The organism is Kitasatospora sp. NPDC048540 (assembly GCF_040651175.1).
Classification (GTDB): domain Bacteria; phylum Actinomycetota; class Actinomycetes; order Streptomycetales; family Streptomycetaceae; genus Kitasatospora.
In genome coordinates, this window is sequence record NZ_JBEZIR010000020.1 from 38,075 (window position 1) to 59,300 (window position 21,226).

The following is a 21,226-nucleotide window of genomic DNA, read 5'->3' on the forward strand; positions in this document are numbered from 1 at the left end:
TCCCAAAGGTATGCGCATCGCCCGAGTGGGCCTAGAGCAGGACCATGAGCCTCATATCACACTTTCCTACACATAAAGACCACATAAGCAAAAAAGGAACCCCCGCCCGGTATCCCGGGCGGGGGTTCCTCAGTGGCGGACCGTCAGTGACGGACCGTCAGTGACGGGCCGTCAGCGATCAGCTCTGGCCGCCGGCCAGCTTCTCGCGGAGCGCGGCGAGCGCCTCGTCCGAAGCGAGAGCGCCGGAGCCCTCGTCGCTGCTGGAGGAGTACGAGCCACCACCGGAGACCGGGGCCTCCTCGCCGGCCTCGGCGGCAGCGGCGGCGTCGGCCTCACGGCTCTTGATGACCTGGGCCTGGTGCTGCTCGAAGCGGGCCTGCGCCTCGGCGTACTGGCGCTCCCACTCCTCACGCTGCTTCTCGAAGCCGGCCAGCCAGTCGTTCGCCTCGGGGTCGAAGCCCTCCGGGTAGATGTAGTTGCCCGCGTCGTCGTACGAGGCAGCCATGCCGTACAGGGTCGGGTCGAACTCGACCGACGCCGGGTCGGCACCGAGGGACTCGTTGGCCTGCTTCAGCGAGAGGCTGATGCGGCGGCGCTCGAGGTCGATGTCGATGACCTTGACGAAGATCTCGTCGCCGACCTGGACGACCTGCTCCGGGATCTCCACGTGGCGCTCGGCCAGCTCGGAGATGTGGACCAGACCCTCGATGCCCTCGTCCACGCGGACGAACGCACCGAACGGAACCAGCTTGGTGACCTTACCCGGGACGACCTGGCCGATCTGGTGGGTCCGGGCGAACTGCTGCCACGGGTCCTCCTGGGTCGCCTTCAGCGACAGGGAGACGCGCTCGCGGTCCATGTCCACGTCGAGAACCTCGACGGTGACCTCCTGGCCGACCTCGACAACCTCGGACGGGTGGTCGATGTGCTTCCAGGACAGCTCGGAGACGTGCACCAGGCCGTCGACGCCACCCAGGTCCACGAAGGCACCGAAGTTGACGATCGAGGAGACGACGCCGGAGCGCACCTGGCCCTTCTGCAGGGTGGTGAGGAAGGTCTGGCGGACCTCGCTCTGGGTCTGCTCCAGCCAGGCACGGCGGGACAGGACCACGTTGTTGCGGTTCTTGTCCAGCTCGATGATCTTGGCCTCGAGCTCCTTGCCGACGTACGGCTGGAGGTCGCGGACGCGGCGCATCTCGACCAGCGAGGCCGGGAGGAAGCCACGGAGGCCGATGTCGAGGATGAGACCACCCTTGACGACCTCGATGACGGTACCGGTGACGATGCCGTCCTCTTCCTTGATCTTCTCGATCGTGCCCCAGGCACGCTCGTACTGAGCGCGCTTCTTGGACAGGATCAGACGACCCTCCTTGTCCTCCTTCTGGAGAACCAGGGCCTCGATGTTGTCGCCAACGGAGACAACCTCGTGGGGGTCCACGTCGTGCTTGATCGAGAGCTCGCGAGACGGGATGACACCCTCGGTCTTGTAACCGATGTCGAGGAGCACCTCGTCACGGTCGACCTTCACGATGACGCCCTCAACGATGTCGCCATCGTTGAAGTACTTGATGGTCTCGTCAATGGCGGCGAGGAAGGCCTCGGCGTCGCCGATGTCGTTGACCGCAACCTGCGGGGTGGTGCTGACAGAGGTGTCGGTGGGGCTCGTCATTAGGAAAAGGGCTCCGGTACGGACATGAAGTCGTAGGTAATGCCACGCGGGGGGCCCGTGTCGCTCCCACCGAAAGCCGGACAGCCAAGAACACGGCGCACCGTCCTGGAGAACCAAGGGGTGTCCGTCTTGCGACCGTGGGGTCTTCGACAGATGCGAGCGCGACCTGCTCCGTCCGAGGCGCGCAGGCCCGCAGCGCAACTTGTAGCATACGGGGACAGCCGGGCACGGTCAACGCCGGAGAAGGCGAGACCGGTAGAGGCCGGGATCGATCAGGCCATATCCTCCGAATGCGCAGCTCACACCAGAGGTGTGAGGCAGGCAGCCGAAGGGGCCCACCCCGGATGCCACTGCCCGATGCCGGCCCTTGCGAGGCCGGTCGCGGCAGCAGCGCTTCCGCACCCCATACCCTACGCGACGGGCACTACCACCTTGGCCACCACCCCCGACCTCCAGCCCGACGACCTCGACGACCTGCCGCCCGCGGACCTGGACGACGAGGACGACGGCGACGCCGTCCGCCGCACCGCGGGCCTGGCCGAGAGCAGCCACGCCAGCCGGCACTGGTGGGACCGCAACGCGGACGAGTACCAGGACGAGCACGGGGAGTTCCTCGGCGACGACCGCTTCGTCTGGTGCCCGGAGGGCCTGGACGAGGCCGAGGCCCGGCTGCTCGGCCCGGCCGGCTCGCTGAAGGGCCTGGCCGCCCTGGAGATCGGCGCGGGCGCGGCGCAGTGCTCGCGCTGGCTGGCCGCCCAGGGCGCCCGCCCGGTCGCGCTGGACATCTCCTTCCGGCAGCTGCAGCACGCCCGCCGGATCGACCTCGGCCGCGGCGGCGACCCCGTCCACGTGGTGCAGGCCGACGCGGCGGTGCTGCCGTTCGCCGACGGCTCCTTCGACCTGGCCTGCTCCGCGTACGGGGCGGTGCCGTTCAGCGCCGACACCGCCGCGCTGATGCGCGAGGTCCACCGGGTGCTGCGGCCCGGCGCGCGCTGGGTGTTCTCGGTGACCCACCCGATCCGCTGGGCCTTCCCCGACGAGCCCGGCCCCGAGGGGCTGACGGCCACCGCCTCCTACTTCGACCGCACCCCGTACGTGGAGCAGGACGAGCAGGGCCGGGCGACCTACGTGGAGCACCACCGCACGCTCGGCGACCGGGTGCGCGAGCTGACCGGCGCCGGTTTCCGCCTGCTGGACCTGGTCGAGCCGGAGTGGCCGGACGGGCACGAGCAGGAGTGGGGCGGCTGGAGCCCGCTGCGCGGCCGGCTGATCCCCGGCACCGCGGTCTTCGTGGCCGAACGGGGCTGAGCGGGGGTGCGTCTGCCGGGGGTGGAACTGCCCGTCCGCACCGCCGTACCGGCGCTGCACCGGGCGCTGGCCGAGCGCGGGGTCGCGGTGCTGGCCGCACCGCCGGGCACCGGGAAGACCACGCTGGTGCCGCTGGCGCTGGCGGGACTCGTACCGGGCCTGGACGGGCCGCCGCGCCGGGTGCTGGTCGCCGAGCCGCGGCGGCTGGCGGTCCGGGCCGCGGCCCGGCGGATGGCCTGGCTGCTCGGCTCCGCGGTCGGCGAGGCCGTCGGGCTGACCGTGCGCGGCGAGCGGACGGCCGGGCCGGCCACCGTGGTCGAGGTGGTCACCACCGGGGTGCTGCTCCAACGCCTGCAGCGCGACCCCGAACTGCCCGGCGTCGACGTGGTGGTGCTCGACGAGTGCCACGAGCGGCACCTGGACGCCGACACCGCGCTCGCCTTCCTGCTGGACGTGCGGGCGGCGCTGCGGCCCGAGCTGCAGGTGGTGTGCGCCTCGGCGACCTCCGACACCGCGGCCTGGGCCGACCTGCTCGGCGGCGAGGACGGCCCCGCGCCGGTGGTCGAGGCGCACGGCGTCGCGTACCCGGTCGAGGTGGTGTGGGCGCCGCCGCCGCGGGCCGTACGGCCGCCGCAGGGCACCCGGGTGGACCCGGCGCTGCTGGAGCACGTCGCGGCGACGGTCCGGCGGGCGCTCGCCGAACGCGACGGCGACGTGCTGTGCTTCCTGCCCGGCGTCGGCGAGATCGCCCGGGTCGCCGGGCACCTCGGCGACCTGCCGGTGGAGGTGCTGCAGCTGCACGGGCAGGCCCCGCAGCCGGTGCAGGACGCCGCGCTGACCGCCGGCGGGCGGCGCCGGGTGGTGCTCGCCACCTCGGTCGCCGAGTCCTCGCTGACCGTGCCGGGCGTGCGGGTGGTGGTCGACTCCGGGCTGGCCCGCGAGCCGCGTACCGACCACGCCCGGGGACTGGCCGGCCTGGTCACCGTACGGGCGTCGCTGGCCGCCGGACGGCAGCGGGCCGGGCGGGCCGGGCGGCAGGCCCCGGGGACGGTGTACCGCTGCTGGGCGGAGGCCGCCGACGCGCTCGCGCCGCGTTTCCCCGCGCCCGAGATCGCGCTCGCCGACCTCACCTCCTTCGCCCTGCAGGCCGCCTGCTGGGGCGATCCGGACGCGGCCTCGCTGGCGCTGCCGGACCCGCCGCCCGGCGGCGCGATGGCCGCCGCCCGCCGGACCCTGGCCGCACTGGGCGCGGTCGACGCGGACGGCCGGGCCACCGCGAAAGGACGCCGGATCGCCCGCACCGGGCTGCACCCGCGGCTCGCCCGGGCGCTGCTGGACGGCGCCGCCGCGGTCGGCGCCCGGCGCGCCGCCGAACTGGTCGCACTGCTCTCCGAGGAGCCCCCGAGGGCGCTCGGCGACGACCTGGCGGAGGTCTGGCGCTCGGTGCGCGGCGGCGGTGACGGCTACCCCCGCCGCTGGCGGGAGGAGGTCCGGCGGCTGCAGCGCGCGGTCGACGCGCCGGTGACCGCACTGCCCGACCGGGCGGCGGCCGGGCTGGTGGTCGCACTCGCCCACCCCGAACGGATCGCCCGGGCCCGTGGGACGGACGGCCCGTACCTGATGGCCTCCGGCACCGCGGCCGAACTCCCGCCCGGCGCACGGCTGTCGGGCACGCGGTGGCTGGTGGTGGCGGACGCGGACCGCCCGGCCGGCGCGCCGTCGGCCCGGATCCGGCGGGCCGTGGCGCTCGACGAGGACACCGCCCTGCAGGCCGGCGCGACCCTGCTGAGCCGGCGCCAGGAAGTGGAATGGTCGACCCGGGACGGCGAACTGACGAGCCGCCAGGTGGTGGCGCTGGGTGCGATCGAGCTGGCCGCCGAGCCGCTCAAGTCACCCGATCCGGTGCTGGTGCGGGCCGCCCTGCTGGCGGGCCTGGCCCGGGAGGGGGTGGGGGCGCTGCTCGGCTGGCCGCCGGCCGCGGCCGCGCTGCGCGAGCGGCTGGCCTTCCTGCACCGGGCGCTGGGCGAGCCCTGGCCGGACGTGTCGGACCGGGCGCTGCTGGAGGCGGCCGAGCGGTGGCTGGAGCCCGAACTCTCCCGTGCCCGGCGCCGGTCGGACCTGGCCCGGATCGACACCGCGGCCGCGCTGCAGCGGCTGCTGCCGTGGGCGGGCGGCGAGGCGGGGCGGCTGGACGAGCTGGCACCGGAGCGGATCACGGTACCGACCGGCTCCCGGATCCGGGTCGACTACTCCGGCGACCGGCCGGTGCTGGCGGTCAAGCTGCAGGAGCTGTTCGGCTGGCAGGCCGCCCCGGCGCTGGCCGGCGGGCGGGTACCGCTGACGGTCCACCTGCTCTCCCCCGCCGGGCGCCCGGCGGCCGTCACCGGCGATCTGGCCGGGTTCTGGCGCGAGGGCTACAAGGCGGTCCGGGCCGAACTCCGCGGCCGCTACCCGCGCCATCCGTGGCCCGAGGACCCGGCATCCGCCGAGCCGACCCGGCGGGCCAACCCGCGGAAGTGAGCCCGCCGTTGCCGACGGCCGCCCGGCCCTGCGGTACGGGCGGCCCTACGGTGCGGGCGGGACGGTGTACGGCTTGGGCGAGGCGGCCGGGTCGGGCGGCGGGGTGAGGGTCCGCACCGGGTCGCAGGTCATCACGGTGCCGGCCGCGTCGCGCTGGCAGTTCGGGTCGACCGGCGCCGGGTGGTGGTCGCAGTGGCAGTTGTCGGTACCCGGGGTGATCTCGCTGCGGGGCTTCGTGGTGGCGCGCCGGGTGGGCGCGGCGCTCTTGGCGGCCGTGGTGGCCTGCACGGTGGCCGCCGGGGTGCTGAGGGCCGGGGCGGGGTCGGTGGCCGGCGGTGCGGTGGGCTCGGCGCCGGGCGGGGGTGAGGGAGCGGGTGACGGCGACAGCGACGCGGCCGGCGAGGGTGCGGCGGACAGGTTGGGCACCGCCGCGGGGGTGCGCGCGGGCGCCGGGCCGGACCCGGTGAGCGCCCAGACGGCCAGTCCGGCCGCGCCCACGATCCCGACCGCGGCCAGGGCCGCCGGCCGTACCCGCCCGCGCCGCACCGGCGCCGGCTGCCCGGCGTCGTCCTGGTCCATGGCCGCTCCCCCCTCCGGCCGATATGATCATCGGCCCGCGTTGCGCGGGATCCTAGTCGAGGTCCGGAGGTGCCCGGCGCCGGGGCCGGAGGCGCGGTTCAGCGGCCGGTTCAGCGGGCGGTGAAGGGGAGCGGGTGGTGGCGCAGGAAGCGCGCGCCCTGCCGGAGGTAGCCGCGCGGGTTGGTGTCCAGGTGGGCCGCCCAGCCGGGCCGCGCCTCACCGCGCAGGTGGGCGTAGCAGGCCAGCGCGTAGCCGTACGCCTCCTGGGGCAGGTAGCCGAGCCGGTGGCGGCTGATCCGGTCGCCGTCGACGGTCCGGGTGAAGGCGGCGTTGGCGTTGAAGACCCCGAAGCCGAAGAAGACGGTGAGCAGGTCGGTCAGCGGCTCGCCGTCGGGGCGGTCGGGGTCGGTCCGCCGCTCGGCGATCAGCCGGACGTGCCCCAGCTCGTGGGCGATGGTGGCGACCAGCGAGAGCGGACGCGCGGCCTGCTCCTGGCCGACGGCCACCACCGGGCGCCCGCGCTCGATCCGGAAGTGGCCGGCCGCCCCGCTGGAGCTGACCGTCAGCCCCAGTTCGGCGGCCATCCGGTCGGCCTGCGGGTCGTACTCCTCGATCTCGATCGACAGCCCGTCCGGGTCCACGCCGAAGTCCCCGCACAGCCGGACCACCAGCGCGCGGATCTGCTCCGGTGAGCCGTCGAACGGGCCGGGGAAGTGCTCGGCCGTCGGCAGGACCGGCGGCCGCAGCAGCACCTCGGGCCCGAACTCGGCCAGCAGCCAGGCCAGCGACTCCTCGATCCAGGCCCGCTCCTCGGGCCCGACCGGGCATCTGGTGGCACCGAACATCCGCGACTCCCCCCGTCGGCCGGGCGGCGCCCGCCACCCGGCCCGACGGTAGCGCGGCTCAGTGCGCGGCCGCCTCCCAGTTCGCACCGACGCCGACCGAGACGTCCAGCGGGGCGCGCAGCGGGTACGCGCCGGCCATCTGCTCGCGGACCAGCGCCTCGACCTGCTCGCGCTCGCCGGGGGCCAGTTCCAGCACGATCTCGTCGTGGACCTGAAGCAGCATCCGGGAGGCCAGGCCGGCCCTGGTGAGCTCCTCGTCGACCCGCAGCATGGCGAGCTTGACGATGTCGGCCGCCGAACCCTGGATCGGGGCGTTCAGCGCCATCCGCTCGGCCATCTCGCGGCGCTGGCGGTTGTCGCTGGTGAGGTCCGGCAGGTAGCGGCGGCGGCCGAGCAGGGTCTCGGTGTAGCCGACCGCGCGGGCCTCCTCGACCACCCGGTGCAGGTACTCGCGCACCCCGCCGAAGCGCAGGAAGTAGGTGTCCATCAGGCCCTGGGCCTCGGCCGGCTTGATGCCGAGCTGCTGCGAGAGCCCGTACGCGGACAGGCCGTAAGCGAGGCCGTAGGACATCGCCTTGATCTTGCGGCGCATCTCGGCGTCGACCGCCTCCGGGGCGACCTCGAACACCTGCGAGGCGACCGTGGTGTGCAGGTCCTCGCCGCTCTCGAAGGCCTCGATCAGCGCCGCGTCCTCCGAGAGGTGCGCCATGATCCGCAGCTCGATCTGCGAGTAGTCGGCGGTGAGCAGCGCCTCGTACCCCTCACCGACCACGAAGGCGCGGCGGATGGCCCGGCCCTCCTCGGTGCGGACCGGGATGTTCTGCAGGTTCGGGTCCTGCGAGGAGAGCCGGCCGGTGGCGGCGACCATCTGGTTGAAGGTGGTGTGGATCCGGCCCTGCGGCGAGACGGTCTTGAGCAGGCCCTCGACGGTGGTGCGCAGCTTGGCCTGGTCGCGGTGGCGCAGCAGGATGACCGGCAGTTCGTTGGTGGTCTGGCCGGCCAGCCAGGTCAGTGCGTCGGCGTCGGTGGTGTAACCGGTCTTGATCTTCTTGGTCTTGGGCAGCGCCAGCTCGCCGAACAGGATCTCCTGGAGCTGCTTGGGCGAGCCGAGGTTGAACGGGTGGCCGGCGGCGGCGTGCGCCTCCTCGACGCAGCGCTGGATCTCGGTGGCGAACTGCGCCTCCAGGCCGGTGAGCCACTCCCGGTCGGCGGCGATGCCGTAGCGCTCCATCCGGGCCAGCAGGGCGGCGATCGGCAGCTCCATGTCGTGGAACAGCTCGACCGCGCCGACCTCGGCCAGCCTGGTCTCGAACAGCGCGGCCAGGTCGAGGATCGCCCGGGCCTGCACCATCAGGGCCTGGGCGGCGGCGGTGCCGTCCTCCTCCTCGGCGTCGAAGGAGAGCTGCCCGCTCTCCACGGCCGCGGCGGGGGCCAGCGAGCGGGCCAGGTACTCCTCGGCCAGCACGTCGAGGGTGAAGGTGCGCCGGCCGGGCTTCTCCAGGTACGCGGCGAGGGCGGTGTCGGCGGTGACGCCGGCGACCTGCCAGCCCTGCTCGGCGAAGGCGCGCAGCACGTGCTTGGCGATGTGCAGGGCCTTGGGGCGGGAGGCGTCGGCGAGCCAGGCGGTGAAGGCGCGGTCGTCGGCCTCGCCGAGCTGCGCCGGGTCGAACCAGGCGGCGGTGTCGCCGGCGGCCAGCGCGATCTCCTGGACCTCGCCGGAGCCGAGCGCCCACCGGTAGACGGCGGCGAGGGCGACCAGGCCCTTGCCGTGCTGGTCGAGCCAGCCGGCCAGGGCGCCGGGCTCGGTGAGCAGTTCGCCGTCGACGTCGAGGCCGGGCGGGGCCTCGGCGGCGGCCTCGGGCTCGGCGCCGGCCGGGTCGATGCCCTGGATCCGGTCGCGGAAGTTGGGGTTGCGGAACTCCAGGCTCTCCATGAGCCGTCCGACGGCCTCCTTGTCGAAGGGCTCGCGGCCGAGGTCGGTGACGCCGAGCGGCAGTTCGACGTCGCGGACCAGCTCGGTCAGGACGCGGTTGCGCTTGACCGAGTCGAGGTGCTCGCGGAGCTTCTCGCCGATCTTGCCCTTGACCTCGTCGGCCCGCTCGACCAGCTGCTCGAAGGAGCCGAACTGGTTGACCCACTTCGCGGCGGTCTTCTCGCCGACGCCGGGGATGCCGGGCAGGTTGTCCGACGGGTCGCCGCGCAGCGCGGCGAGGTCCGGGTACTGGGCGGGGGTGACGCCGTACTTCTCGGCGACCTTCTCCGGGGTGTAGCGGGTGAGCTCGGAGACGCCCTTGGTCGGGTAGAGCACGGTGGTGCGGTCGGTGACTAGCTGGAGCGAGTCGCGGTCGCCGGTGACGATCAGGACCTCGAAGCCCTCGGCCTCGGCGGCGGTGACCAGGGTGGCGATCACGTCGTCGGCCTCGAAGCCCTCGACGGACAGCCGCCGGATGCTCATCGCGTCCAGCAGTTCGTGGATCAGGCCGATCTGGCTGCGGAACTCGTCCGGGGTCTTGGCGCGGTTGGCCTTGTAGTCCGGGAACTCCTCGGAGCGGAAGGTCTGCCGGGAGACGTCGAAGGCGACCGCGAGGTGGGTGGGCCGCTCGTCCCGCACGGTGTTGGCGAGCATCGAGGCGAAGCCGTAGACGGCGTTGGTCGGCTGGCCGGTGGTGGTGTTGAAGTTCTCCACCGGCAGGGCGTAGTACGCCCGGTACGCCATCGAATGCCCGTCGAGCAGCATCAGCCGGGGCCGGCCCCCCGCACCCTCGCCCGCGCCCTTGCCTGCACTCTGCGTAGCCACGTCCACGTCCGTCCTGCCGGTTCCACTGCCAGCAACAGATCCTATGGCCCGGCGCCGACATCGGACGTGAGGACGCCGGGCACCGCACCGGGGCCGCCCGCCGGCGCCGGTCGTACGATCACTGACAGCACCACCCCGTGACCCTCATCCAGCGGCAGGAGCGCCATGACCGACGAGGCCCCCGTTCTCAACGTGCCCCAGGACGTGCTCGACCACTTCGCCAAGCTCGGTGTCACCGCGCAGACGTTCTCCGGCGGGCACCTGGGCGACAAGCTCGGCATCAAGGTGGTGGAGGCGTCGCCGGACCGGGTGGTGGGGACCATGCCGGTGGAGGGCAACCAGCAGCCGTACGGGCTGCTGCACGGCGGTGCGTCGGCGGCGCTGGCCGAGACGCTCGGCTCGATCGGGGCGATGCTGCACGCCGGTCCGGGCCGGTACGCGGTGGGCGTCGACCTGAACGCCACCCACCACCGTTCGGCCACCTCGGGCCTGGTGACGGCGGTGGCGACCGCGGTCTTCAAGGGGCGCACCGCCGCCACGTACGAGATCGCGGTCACCGACGACACCGGCCGGCGGATCACCAGTTGCCGTCTGACCTGCATGCTCCGCGATCTCTGAGCGGCCACCGCCGCCCCCTCGTTCGAACGCCGGTTTGGTGCTCGCCCCACCGGGGCAGGCCATGGCCAGACGAGGGGGCGGTGGCATGTCCGGGACACGGCAGGGGCGCGGCGGCGAGCCGCCGGACCGGCACGGTTCCCTCGGCCCGGTCGAGCCCGCCGAGGGCACCCGGGCGCCTGCCGCCCGACCGTCCGACCCGCCCCGCACCCGGCGCCCGACGAAGCGTCAGATCTACGCGGTGGCTGCCCTGTTGCTCGCGGCGGCCACGCTCGTCACGGTCCGGCACGCCGCCGGCCCAAACACCGCCGCCCTGCCCGAGCAGGCGGCCAACTCACCGCCGCCGTACCCCGCGCAGATCGCGCACTTCCACTACGCCGGCGTCCGCTCGGCGGCCACCGGGCCGGGCGCGGAGTTCGTCCTGCTGCTGACCGTCGAGGACGAGGGCCCCGGGCCGGTCGACCTGCTGGCCCTGCGCCAGGGCTACCGGGGCCTGTCCGCCGAGCCGTTGGGCCCCGTGCCGCGGCGGATCGAGGCGGGCGCGGTGGCCCGGCTGGAGGTGCGCTTCCTGGTGACCGACTGTGCCGCGGCCCCGCCGGACGCCGGGATGCCCTTTCTGGATGTAACGCTGCGTAACACGCGTGCAATCCAGACCGCGAGTCAGATCCTCGGGGACGGCTACCCGGGAGATCTCTCGCGAAACCTCCATATCGCCTGTCCGGATTCCGATATCCGGACGCGAGTGCCCGTTCCGCCCTCCCCGAACACTACTGTCCGATAACCGGACATTCCTTGGGTGAGCAGGGAATCCAGCGGTACAGCCTTCCACAGGACGAGACGCGATCCGCTATCCGGAGCCCGGAAAGGGCCATCGGCTCAGCATGTGAGATTTTCGGCAGGGGTACTGATAACAACAGAATCACAGGTTGACCGGACCTCTGCCCGAGCCGCCGAACCCGTTCTAGAGTCACGGCCAGTCACCGCGCCAACCGATTGGGCCTGGCCCAGCGCGCGACGTGGCCGGCCGCCGACTTGGGCGCCGCGCCTTCCTGATCCAGAAGGGAACCCTCGTGCGTAAGAGTTCACTGCTTGTCGTGAGCATTGCCGTCACCGGAGCTCTCACCCTCTCCGCCTGCGGCTCGCGCGGTGAGAAGAAGGCCGGCGACGACGCCGCCGCCGGCACCGTCGTCACCATCGGCGTCGACGCGCCGCTGACCGGCCCGCTCTCCGCCCTCGGCCTCGGCATCCAGCACTCCGTCGAGCTCGCGGCCAAGGTCGCCAACGACAACAAGGAAGTTCCGGGCGTCACCTTCAAGGTCAAGGCCCTCGACGACAAGAAGTCGCCGCAGGAAGGCCAGCAGAACGCCACCGCCCTGGTCGCCGACAAGAGCGTCCTCGGCGTGGTCGGCCCGCTGAACTCCGGCGTCGCCCAGTCCATGCAGCAGGTCTTCGAGGCCGCCAGCCTGGCCGAGGTCTCCCCGGCGAACACCAACCCGGCGCTGACCCAGGGCGAGAAGTTCGACACCGAGAAGAAGCGCCAGTTCAAGAGCTACTTCCGGACCGCCACCACCGACGCGATCCAGGGCCCCTTCGCCGCTCAGTACGCCTACAACGACCTGAGCAAGAAGAAGGCCTACCTGATCGACGACAAGAAGACCTACGGCGTCGGCCTGGTCGCCGCCTTCCAGAAGGAGTTCACCAAGCTCGGCGGTACGGTCGCGGGCAGCGACCACATCGACGAGAACAACCTGGACTTCTCCGCCGTCGTCACCAAGGCCAAGGCCGCCGGCGCCGACATCATCTACTACGGCGGCGAGTACCCGCAGTCCGGCCCGCTCACCGACCAGCTCAAGAAGGCCGGCGTCACCGTCCCGGTCATGGGCGGCGACGGCATGTACGACCCCGAGTACATCAACAAGGCCAACAAGAACGCCGACGGCGACCTCGCCACCTCGGTCGGCGCCCCGGTCGAGTCCCTGGACTCCGCCAAGAAGTTCGTCGCCGACTACGCGGCCGCCAAGTACGCCGACCCGTACGCCGCCTACGGCGGTTACTCCTACGACGCCGCCTGGGCCATCGTCCAGGGCGTCAAGGCCGTGGTCGCCGCCAACAGCGGCAAGGTGCCGGACGGCGCCCGCGCCAAGGTCGTCGACGCGCTCTCCAAGGTCAGCTTCGACGGCGTGACCGGCAAGGTCGCCTTCGACGAGTACGGCGACGCCGTCAACAAGCAGCTGACCGTCTACGTCGTGAAGAACGGCGCCTGGACCGTCGCCAAGTCCGGCACCTACTCCGGCTGATCCACCGCCGCGCCGCCCTGGCGGCGCGGCACCCCGGAGGACCGGCGGCGGACCGGCCCACCGGGCGCACCACGGCACCACCGCGGTAACGGCACCACACCACGAACCACCAGGCGGGGGGCGCTGCGAACCAGCGCCCCCCGCTGTACATCCCATGTACGCCACCCGGTTCGAGCCGACCCCCACACCGAACCCACCCAACCGAATCCCCTCGGAGGCCCAGCGGTGCACCAACTGCCGCAGCAGCTGGCCAACGGCCTGATCCTCGGCGCCCTTTACGGGTTGATCGCGATCGGCTACACAATGGTCTACGGCATTGTCCAGCTCATCAACTTCGCCCACGGCGAGATCTTCATGACAGGTGGGTTCGGAGCCCTCACCACCTACCTCGTCCTCCCGTCCGGCACCAGTCTGTGGCTGGCCCTGCCCCTGATGCTGCTCGGCGGAGTCCTCGTCGCCGTGCTCATCGCCGTCGCCGCCGAACGCTTCGCCTACCGGCCGCTGCGCGGAGCACCCAAGCTGGCCCCCCTGATCACCGCGATCGGCCTGTCCATCGCGCTGCAGCAGGTCGTCGAGCAGTTCTACCCCGGCGCCAAGTCCGGCCGCAGCTTCCCGCAACTCCCCGGCGGCCCGTACGTCTTCGGCCCGGTCACCCTGCAGCCCGCCGACTTCTACCTCTTCATAGCCGCCCCGCTGTGCATGGGTGCCCTCGCCGCCTTCGTCGGCAAGACCCGCACCGGCCGCGGCATGCAGGCCACCGCGCAGGACCCCGACACCGCCAAGCTGATGGGCATCAACACCGACCGCATCATCGTGATCGCGTTCGCCCTCGGCGCCGCGTTCGCCGCCGTCGCCTCCATCGGATGGGGCCTGCGCTACGGCCAGGTCGCCCCCACCATGGGCTTCCTCGCCGGCCTCAAGGCCTTCACCGCGGCCGTCCTCGGCGGCATCGGCAACATCTACGGCGCGATGCTCGGCGGACTCGTCCTCGGCGTCGCCGAGGCCATGGCCACCGCGTACATCCAGGAGATCCCCGGCATGCACCAGCTCGGCGGCGGCTCCTGGGCCAACGTCTGGGCCTTCGTGCTGCTCATCGTCGTCCTCCTCGTGAGACCACAGGGTCTACTCGGGGAACGCGTCGCGGACCGGGCCTGAGGAAGCGGGAGACCACACCATGAGCACCACCACGCGCAGTGCCATCCCGATGCCCCCCGCGGCCGCCAAGGCCCTGGTCGCCGCAGGCGGCCTGGCCACCGCCGCCAGCACCTTCGTCCACTGGACCTGGACCTCCGAGTTCCCCGGCGACCTCACCGTCGACGGGTACCCCGGCGGCCTCCAGATCCTCACCCTGGTCGCAGGCCTGCTCACCGCGCTGTTCGCCCTCCCGCTCTACCACGTCAAGGGCACCCGCTGGCTCAGCCCGGCCGGCCCCGAGGCCGCCGCACTGGTTCTCGCCGCAGGCGCCTTCGCCACCACCTGGTTCACCCTGATCGCCATCAGCTACGAGCTCGGCGGCGTCGCCAACCTCGAACCGGGCGGCTACCTGGCCGGCCTCGCCTCGCTGCTCCCGCTGCTCGGCGCCCTCGGCCTGCCCCGGGAGGCCACCGCCGAGCGCTGGCAGTCGACCGGCAACCCGGCCGCCGCACTGCGCTTCGCGGTCAGCAAGCTGGTGGGCACCCGCCCCGACCAGCGCCCCACCGCCCCGCTCAACCGCTGGGTCGAGGTCCTCATCATCATCGCGGCGGCCGCCATCGGCCTGACCGTCTTCACCTACGGCATCACCACCGAGTACGGCGAGCTGTTCATCGGCTTCCTGATCCTGGCCGCCTTCGGTGCCTGGGCCCTGATGCGCGGCGGCCTGATCGCCCAGCTCACCGCGATCAACGCACGCCACCGCGGCACCACCACGGCCGCCGCGTTCGCCGCCGCCGCCGCGTTCCCCTTCACCCAGAGCGACGACCACTTCGCCAGCGTCGGCGTCAACATCCTGATCTTCGCCACCGTCGCCCTCGGCCTCAACGTCGTCGTCGGCCTGGCCGGTCTGCTCGACCTCGGCTACGTCGCCTTCCTCGGCGTCGGCGCCTACGCCGCCGCCCTGGTCTCCGGCTCCAGCTCCTCCCCGGTCGGCGTCCACTTCCCGTTCTGGGCCGCCGCCCTGACCGGCATGGCCGCCGCCCTGGTCTTCGGCGTCGTCATCGGCGCCCCCACCCTGCGGCTGCGCGGCGACTACCTCGCCATCGTCACCCTCGGCTTCGGAGAGATCTTCCGGATCGCCGTCAACAGCCTCGACGGCATCTCCGGCCCCAAGGTCACCAACGGCCCCAACGGCATCCGCAACATCCCGGACCTCGACATCCTCGGGTTCAACTTCGGGGCGGAGCACAGCTTCGGCTCCTTCACCCTCGGCCGCTTCGCCAACTACTTCCTGCTGATGCTGCTGGTCACCGCGTTCGTCGTGGTCATCTTCAGCCGCGCCAACGACTCCCGGATCGGCCGCGCCTGGGTCGCCATCCGCGAGGACGAGACCGCCGCCCAGGCCATGGGCATCAACGGCTTCAAGCTCAAGCTGCTCGCCTTCGCCCTCGGCGCCGCCCTCGCCGGCCTCGCCGGCACCGTGATGGCCCACGTCAGCTACAGCGTCGTCCCCGACCCCTACCAGTTCGCCGGACCCGTCCCGCCCAACAGCGCCTTCCTGGTCGCCGCCGTCGTCCTCGGCGGCATGGGCACCATCAGCGGACCGCTGCTCGGCGCCACCCTGCTCTACCTGATCCCCGAGAAGCTGGTCTTCCTCAAGAACTACCAGCTGCTCGTCTTCGGCATCGCCCTCGTCCTGCTGATGCGGGTGCGCCCCGAAGGCCTGATCGCCAACCGCCGCGCCCAGCTCGAGTTCCACGAGGACGCCGCCGACGCCGAGCCGCCGGTGACCGACGAACCCGTACTCACCAAGGCAGGGGCGTGACCCGCACCATGACCACCAGCACCGTCCCCGCCCAGCGGCCCGCCGACCAGGCACCCGGCACCCCGATCCTCGAAGCCACCGGCGTCATCATGCGGTTCGGCGGCCTCACCGCCGTCAACAACGTCGACCTCACCGTCAACAGCGGCGAGATCGTCGGCCTGATCGGCCCCAACGGCGCCGGCAAGACCACCTTCTTCAACTGCCTCACCGGCCTGTACGTCCCCACCGAGGGCACCGTCCGGTACAAGGGCACCGTCCTGCCGCCCAAGCCGCACCTGGTCACCCAGGCCGGCATCGCCCGGACCTTCCAGAACATCCGGCTGTTCGCCAACATGACCGTCCTGGAGAACGTCCTGGTCGGCCGGCACACCCGCACCAAGGAAGGCCTCTTCTCCGCCATCCTGCGCGGCCCCGGCTACCGCAGGGCCGAGGCCGAGAGCCGCGAGCGCGCCATGGAACTCCTCGCGTTCTGCGGCCTCGACCACAAGGCCGAGCACCTCGCCCGCAACCTGCCCTACGGCGAGCAGCGCAAGCTGGAGATCGCCCGCGCCCTCGCCAGCGACCCCGGCCTGCTCCTCCTCGACGAGCCCACCGCCGGCATGAACCCGCAGGAGACCCGGGCCGCCGAGGAACTGGTCTTCGCCATCCGCGACAAGGGCATCGCGATCCTGGTCATCGAGCACGACATGCGGTTCATCTTCAACCTGTGCGACCGCACCGCCGTCCTGGTCCAGGGCCAGAAGATCGTCGAAGGTGACCGCGAGACCGTCCAGAACGACGAGCGCGTCATCACCGCCTACCTCGGCGCCCCGCTGGAGGGCGCCACCGAGGCCGCCGCGGCCACCGAGGCCCCGGCGGCAAGCACGGACCCCAGCACGGAGGACGACCAGTGACCGCGCTCCTTGAGGTCGAGGACCTCCGCGTCTCCTACGGCAAGATCGAAGCCGTCAAGGGCATCAGCTTCACCGTCAACCAGGGCGAGGTCACCACCCTCATCGGCACCAACGGCGCCGGCAAGACCACCACCCTGCGCACCCTGTCCGGTCTGCTCCGGCCGACCGCCGGGAAGATCACCTTCGACGGCGCCCCGCTCACCCAGGTGCCCGCCCACAAGATCGTGGCACTCGGCATGGCCCACTCCCCCGAGGGCCGCCACATCTTCCCCCGGATGACCATCGAGGAGAACCTCCTCCTCGGCGCGTTCCTGCGCAAGGACACCCCGGGCATCACCGAGGACGTGGAGCGCGCCTACACGCTCTTCCCGATCCTCGGCGAACGCCGCAAGCAGGCCGCCGGCACCCTGTCCGGCGGCGAGCAGCAGATGCTCGCCATGGGACGCGCCCTGATGTCCCGTCCGAAGCTCCTGATGCTGGACGAGCCCTCGATGGGCCTGTCCCCGCTGATGATGCAGAAGATCATGGCGACCATCGTCGAACTCAAGGCCGCCGGCACCACCATCCTGCTCGTCGAGCAGAACGCCCAGGCCGCCCTCTCCCTCTCCGACCAGGGCTACGTCATGGAGACCGGCCGCATCGTGCTCACCGGCACCGGCGCCGACCTGCTCCACGACGAGTCGGTGCGCAAGGCGTACCTCGGCGAGGACTGAGCAGCACCGCACCACCGCACCACCAGCACAGCACTGCGCCCCGCCGGGTACCGCCCGACGGGGCGCAGTGCTGTGGCTCTCCGCAGAATGCCGCGGGTCAGGCCTCGGACTCGGCCTTCTTGCGGTCCTGGGCGTCGCCCTCCTCGATCACGGCCTGCGCCACCGCGGCCATGGTCATCCGGCGGTCCATCGAGGTCTTCTGGATCCAGCGGAACGCGGCCGGCTCGGTCAGCCCGAACTTGGTCTGCAGCACGCTCTTCGCCCGGTCCACCAGCTTGCGGGTCTCCAACCGCTGGGTGAGATCCGCGATCTCCTCCTCCAGCGTCCGCATCTCGGTGTACCGGGACACCGCCATCTCGATCGCCGGCACCAGGTCGCTCTTGGAGAACGGCTTCACGATGTACGCCATCGCACCGGCGTCCCGGGCCCGGTCCACCAGCTCGCGCTGCGAGAACGCGGTCAGCATCAGCACCGGCGCCAGGTGCGCCTCGTGGATCTGCTCGGCCGCCGAGAGGCCGTCCAGGACGGGCATCTTCACGTCCAGGATCGCCAGGTCCGGCTTGAGCTCCTCGACCAGCCGCACCGCGGTCGCACCGTCACCCGCCTCACCGACGACGGTGTAACCCTCCTCCTCCAGCATCTCCTTCAGGTCGAGGCGGATCAGCGCCTCGTCCTCGGCGATGACAATTCGGGTGATCTGGGGCAGGTCGGTCTCAAGCGGCTGGGGCTGCTCGTCGGCGGTGCTCACGGGGCTCCTCGTTCCGGCGGGGTGCTGCATGCACGAGCCTACCTAGCTGCGCCTGGTCACGCGCACAGGGTATCCTTCTGACGCTCAACCTCGCCGGGTTGGTGGAATGGCATACACGGATGTCTCAAACACATCTGCCTGAAAGGGCTTGCGGGTTCGAATCCCGCACCCGGCACCGCTTTTCGCCTTCGAATCCAATTCCGCAGGCGGACGACCGAACTCCATCACCTTGAGTGATATCCGGCCCCTCCGCATCTCCCGGACGGTTCGCCGTTCGATCCCGATGGTGGACACCCGTCCGTGGGGACTGTCCGCGGTCTGATCCACTCCGACGGGTGCCGGATCACCAACTGGGCGACCCGCACCGTCGAAGGCGTGGTCCGGCGCCACGAGTACCCGCGGTACTCCTTCACCAACACCTCGGCCGATATCCGGGGCATCTTCACCCGCACCCTCGACTCGCTCGGGGTCGAGTGGAAGGCCTCGCTCCCCCGCCCACGCGGCCAGGTCAACGTCTCGGTCGCCCGGCGGGCGTCGGTGGCGTTGCTGGACGCGCACGTCGGGCCCAAGCGGCGACGGCGCGGCCCTCCCCCACGGAGGGCCGCGCCGCCGGGCGGCGGGGTGTCAGTTGACCGGGCCGCTGTCCTTGACGCCGGTGGCCGGGAAGGTGGCGGTGGCGGGGGCCGCGGTGTTGTCGGGGTCGGTGACGGAGAGGGTGTAGTCGCCGTCGGTGGCGCCCTGGAAGACGAACCAGGCGACCTGGTCCTGGCGGGTGGGGCGGTCGGGGTAGATGGCCTCGATGGGGGCGACGGTGGGGCCGACCTCCTGGCCGTTCGGGAGCTTGAGGCGCAGGGTGGCGCCGTCGACGGCCATTCCGGCCGGGCCGACCTTGCCGTTCAGATCGAAGACGACCTTCAGGGCGCGCTGGCCGAGGGTGAGGGCGCCGTCGCCGCTGCCGCCGCCGACGTCCGCGCGCAGTTCGGCGGACTTGAGCGTGAGCCCGAGGCGGCCGGAGGTGATGGTGGCCGCGGTGGGGAGTTTGAGCTCGACGGGGGCGAGGGTGACGGCGGGGCGGCCACCCTTGCCGAGCGGGACGGCGGCCTGGGCCTGGCCGGACTCGCCGAGGACGAGTGAGGCGCCGTCGTAGCCGAAGGTGCCGGTGCCGGTGAAGGTGATGGGCAGCGGGTTGGTGGCGCCGGGGGTGGGCGGGGCGGCGGTGCCGACGTCGCCGCGGACGGGGGTGCCGTTGAGGTCGAGGGCGATGTCGGGCCAGTAGTGGACCGGGCTGGTCCGGAAGGTGTTGGTGACGGTGGTGGTGAGGACGACCTTGTAGCCGCTGCCGTCGGGGTCGGGGGTGTAGGCGGCGGTCTTGATGTCGAAGCGCAGTCCGCCCCAGTAGGCGGTCCGGTCGATGGTGACGGTGCCGGCGGTGGCCTTCCCGGCCGGGCTCGCGGTGGTGGCGGCGCCCGGGGCGGCGGTGGTGGCGGTCGGGGCGGCGGGCGCGGCGTCGGAGCTGCCGGTGGGGTCGCAGGCGGTGGCGAGGCCTGCGGCGAGGAGGGCTGCGGCGAGGGCGAGGGTGGTGGATCTGCGCGGTCTGCTGCTGCTCATGGCGGGTTGTCCCCTTGTGGGCGGCCCTGCTGCCGGGCCGGTCGAGGGGAACGTACCCGGGTGGACGGGGTGTGCGGGGCGCTGTGACCGGATGGGGACGGTTCCGGTGCCCGCCCGCCGTGATCGGTGCGGGAACGTGAAGCCGGCCGGCGGTGGGCGTCCGGACGCACGGCGGCGCCGCCCCTTCCCGAAGGGGCGGCGCCGGTGGGGTGTTGCGGGGTGCGGGACGGTCAGTTGTGGAGTTCGCCGACGTGGTGGACGCGGACCAGGTTGGTGGAGCCGGCCAGGCCGGGGGGCGAGCCGGCGGTGATGATGACGATGTCGCCGCGCTGGCAGCGGCCGAGGCTGAGCAGCTGCGCGTCGACCTGGGCGACCATCTCGTCGGTGGTGGGGACGAAGGGGCCGAGGAAGGTCTCCACGCCCCAGGTGAGGGCGAGTTGGCTGCGCACGGGCGGCTCGTAGGTGAAGGCGAGCACGGGGATGGGCGAGCGGTAGCGGGTGAGGCGGCGGGCGGTGTCGCCGCTCTGGGTGAAGGCGATCAGGTACTTGGCGTCGAGGAAGTCGCCGATCTCGGCGGCCGCGCGGGCGACGGCTCCGCCCTGGGTGCGGGGCTTGTTGTGTTCGGTGAGCGGGGGGAGGCCGGCGGCGAGGATGTCGGCCTCGGCGGCTTCGATGATGCGGCTCATGGTCTTGACGGTCTCGACCGGGTACTTGCCGACGGAGGTCTCGCCGGAGAGCATCACGGCGTCGGTGCCGTCGAGGACGGCGTTGGCGACGTCGGAGGCCTCGGCGCGGGTGGGCCGGGAGGCGTTGATCATCGAGTCGAGCATCTGGGTGGCGACGATGACCGGCTTGGCGTTGCGCTTGGCCAGCTTGACGGCGCGCTTCTGGACGATCGGGACCTGTTCCAGGGGGAGTTCGACGCCCAGGTCGCCGCGGGCGACCATGATGCCGTCGAAGGCGTCGACGATGGCTTCGAGGTTGTCGACGGCCTGCGGCTTCTCGATCTTGGCGATGACGGGGAGGGTGCGGCCCTCCTCGGCCATGATCCGGTGCACCTCGTCGATGTCCTTGGCGGTGCGGACGAAGGAGAGGGCGATCAGGTCGGCGCCGGTGTTGAGGGCCCACCGCAGGTCGGCGACGTCTTTGTCGCTGAGTGCGGGGACGGAGACGGCGACGCCGGGGAGGTTGAGTCCCTTGTGGTCGGAGATGAGGCCGCCCTCGATGACGATGCAGTGCACGCGGGGGCCGTCGACGTGGGTGACTTCGAGGCAGACACGGCCGTCGTCGATGAGGATGCGTTCGCCGCGGGAGACGTCGGCGGCGAGGCCGGGGTAGGTGGTTCCGCAGCGGTCGCGGTCGCCCTGGACGTCTTCGACGGTGATCGTGAACTCGTCGCCGCGTTCAAGAAGTACCGGTCCGTCGGCGAAGGTGCCCAGCCGGATCTTCGGGCCCTGGAGATCGACGAGGATGCCGACGCTGCGGCCGGCCTCGTCGGAGGCCTTGCGGACCCGGCGGTAGCGTTCCTCGTGCTCCAGTTGGGTGCCGTGGCTGAGGTTGAATCGGGCGATGTCCATTCCGGCGTCGACCAGGGCTTTGATCTGGTCGAACGTGTCGGCGGCCGGCCCGAGGGTACAGACGATTTTTGCTCGGCGCATGTCTCTAGAGCGTAGGC

At 72.1% G+C, this 21,226-nt stretch carries 16 protein-coding genes and 1 tRNA gene; 10 read left to right on the forward strand and 7 right to left on the reverse strand.

Annotated elements, in window-relative coordinates; translation table 11 throughout:
- Positions 1-178: 178 nt before the first annotated feature.
- Positions 179-1,669, reverse strand: coding sequence for a 30S ribosomal protein S1 (gene rpsA, locus AB0D08_RS11075; RefSeq protein ID WP_033819128.1), 1,491 nt, complete (start codon positions 1,667-1,669; stop codon positions 179-181).
- Between the two features lie 357 nt (positions 1,670-2,026).
- On the opposite strand from rpsA, the gene AB0D08_RS11080 reads away from it, so the two are divergent.
- Together AB0D08_RS11080 and hrpB are read left to right on the forward strand one after the other, a co-directional pair.
- Positions 2,027-2,977, forward strand: coding sequence for a class I SAM-dependent methyltransferase (locus AB0D08_RS11080; RefSeq protein ID WP_082526337.1), 951 nt, complete (start codon positions 2,027-2,029; stop codon positions 2,975-2,977).
- 21 nt (positions 2,978-2,998) lie between these two features.
- Positions 2,999-5,497 carry an ATP-dependent helicase HrpB gene (hrpB, locus tag AB0D08_RS11085; RefSeq protein WP_359887781.1) on the forward strand — a complete coding sequence of 833 codons (2,499 nt, stop codon included), beginning with the start codon at positions 2,999-3,001 and terminating at the stop codon, positions 5,495-5,497.
- Between the two features lie 45 nt (positions 5,498-5,542).
- Here hrpB and AB0D08_RS11090 read toward each other — a convergent pair whose 3' ends face one another.
- The 3 genes from AB0D08_RS11090 to polA all read right to left on the reverse strand — a co-directional run bounded on the left by AB0D08_RS11090 (position 5,543) and on the right by polA (position 9,658).
- On the reverse strand, positions 5,543-6,076 hold the full coding sequence (locus AB0D08_RS11090; protein WP_359887784.1) for a hypothetical protein: 534 nt from the start codon (positions 6,074-6,076) through the stop codon (positions 5,543-5,545).
- 110 nt (positions 6,077-6,186) lie between these two features.
- The gene (locus tag AB0D08_RS11095; protein ID WP_359887786.1) at positions 6,187-6,921 is read right to left on the reverse strand and encodes a hypothetical protein; all 735 of its coding nucleotides are present in this window, start codon (positions 6,919-6,921) and stop codon (positions 6,187-6,189) included.
- 58 nt (positions 6,922-6,979) lie between these two features.
- Positions 6,980-9,658 carry a DNA polymerase I gene (gene polA / locus AB0D08_RS11100; RefSeq protein WP_033820206.1) on the reverse strand — a complete coding sequence of 893 codons (2,679 nt, stop codon included), beginning with the start codon at positions 9,656-9,658 and terminating at the stop codon, positions 6,980-6,982.
- A 225-nt stretch (positions 9,659-9,883) separates the two neighbouring features.
- On the opposite strand from polA, the gene AB0D08_RS11105 reads away from it, so the two are divergent.
- The 7 genes from AB0D08_RS11105 to AB0D08_RS11135 all read left to right on the forward strand — a co-directional run bounded on the left by AB0D08_RS11105 (position 9,884) and on the right by AB0D08_RS11135 (position 17,195).
- Positions 9,884-10,336, forward strand: coding sequence for a hotdog fold thioesterase (locus tag AB0D08_RS11105; RefSeq protein ID WP_033820207.1), 453 nt, complete (start codon positions 9,884-9,886; stop codon positions 10,334-10,336).
- Positions 10,337-10,421: 85 nt separating this feature from the next.
- Positions 10,422-11,114 carry a Tat pathway signal sequence domain protein gene (locus AB0D08_RS11110; RefSeq protein WP_359887789.1) on the forward strand — a complete coding sequence of 231 codons (693 nt, stop codon included), beginning with the start codon at positions 10,422-10,424 and terminating at the stop codon, positions 11,112-11,114.
- Between the two features lie 289 nt (positions 11,115-11,403).
- Positions 11,404-12,630 (forward strand): branched-chain amino acid ABC transporter substrate-binding protein, encoded by a 1,227-nt coding sequence (locus AB0D08_RS11115; protein ID WP_033820208.1) that lies wholly within the window; start codon positions 11,404-11,406, stop codon positions 12,628-12,630.
- 225 nt (positions 12,631-12,855) lie between these two features.
- The gene (locus AB0D08_RS11120; protein WP_033820209.1) at positions 12,856-13,785 is read left to right on the forward strand and encodes a branched-chain amino acid ABC transporter permease; all 930 of its coding nucleotides are present in this window, start codon (positions 12,856-12,858) and stop codon (positions 13,783-13,785) included.
- Between the two features lie 19 nt (positions 13,786-13,804).
- The gene (locus tag AB0D08_RS11125) at positions 13,805-15,589 is read left to right on the forward strand and encodes a branched-chain amino acid ABC transporter permease (protein WP_359887792.1); all 1,785 of its coding nucleotides are present in this window, start codon (positions 13,805-13,807) and stop codon (positions 15,587-15,589) included.
- 8 nt (positions 15,590-15,597) lie between these two features.
- Positions 15,598-16,482 (forward strand): ABC transporter ATP-binding protein, encoded by an 885-nt coding sequence (locus tag AB0D08_RS11130; protein ID WP_033820236.1) that lies wholly within the window; start codon positions 15,598-15,600, stop codon positions 16,480-16,482.
- Positions 16,479-17,195 (forward strand): ABC transporter ATP-binding protein, encoded by a 717-nt coding sequence (locus AB0D08_RS11135; protein ID WP_033820211.1) that lies wholly within the window; start codon positions 16,479-16,481, stop codon positions 17,193-17,195. Before AB0D08_RS11130 ends, AB0D08_RS11135 begins: the two co-directional genes overlap by 4 nt.
- A gap of 97 nt (positions 17,196-17,292) precedes the next feature.
- Here AB0D08_RS11135 and AB0D08_RS11140 read toward each other — a convergent pair whose 3' ends face one another.
- Positions 17,293-17,943 (reverse strand): response regulator, encoded by a 651-nt coding sequence (locus AB0D08_RS11140; RefSeq protein ID WP_359887794.1) that lies wholly within the window; start codon positions 17,941-17,943, stop codon positions 17,293-17,295.
- Positions 17,944-18,035: 92 nt separating this feature from the next.
- On the opposite strand from AB0D08_RS11140, the gene AB0D08_RS11145 reads away from it, so the two are divergent.
- Positions 18,036-18,118: transfer RNA gene (locus AB0D08_RS11145), tRNA-Leu, on the forward strand.
- A gap of 449 nt (positions 18,119-18,567) precedes the next feature.
- On the opposite strand, the gene AB0D08_RS11150 is transcribed toward AB0D08_RS11145, so the two are convergent.
- Together AB0D08_RS11150 and pyk are read right to left on the reverse strand one after the other, a co-directional pair.
- Entirely contained in the window at positions 18,568-19,551 is a 984-nt protein-coding gene (locus AB0D08_RS11150) for a hypothetical protein (protein WP_359887797.1), read from the reverse strand.
- Between the two features lie 230 nt (positions 19,552-19,781).
- On the reverse strand, positions 19,782-21,209 hold the full coding sequence (gene pyk / locus AB0D08_RS11155; protein ID WP_033820214.1) for a pyruvate kinase: 1,428 nt from the start codon (positions 21,207-21,209) through the stop codon (positions 19,782-19,784).
- Positions 21,210-21,226 lie beyond the last annotated feature (17 nt).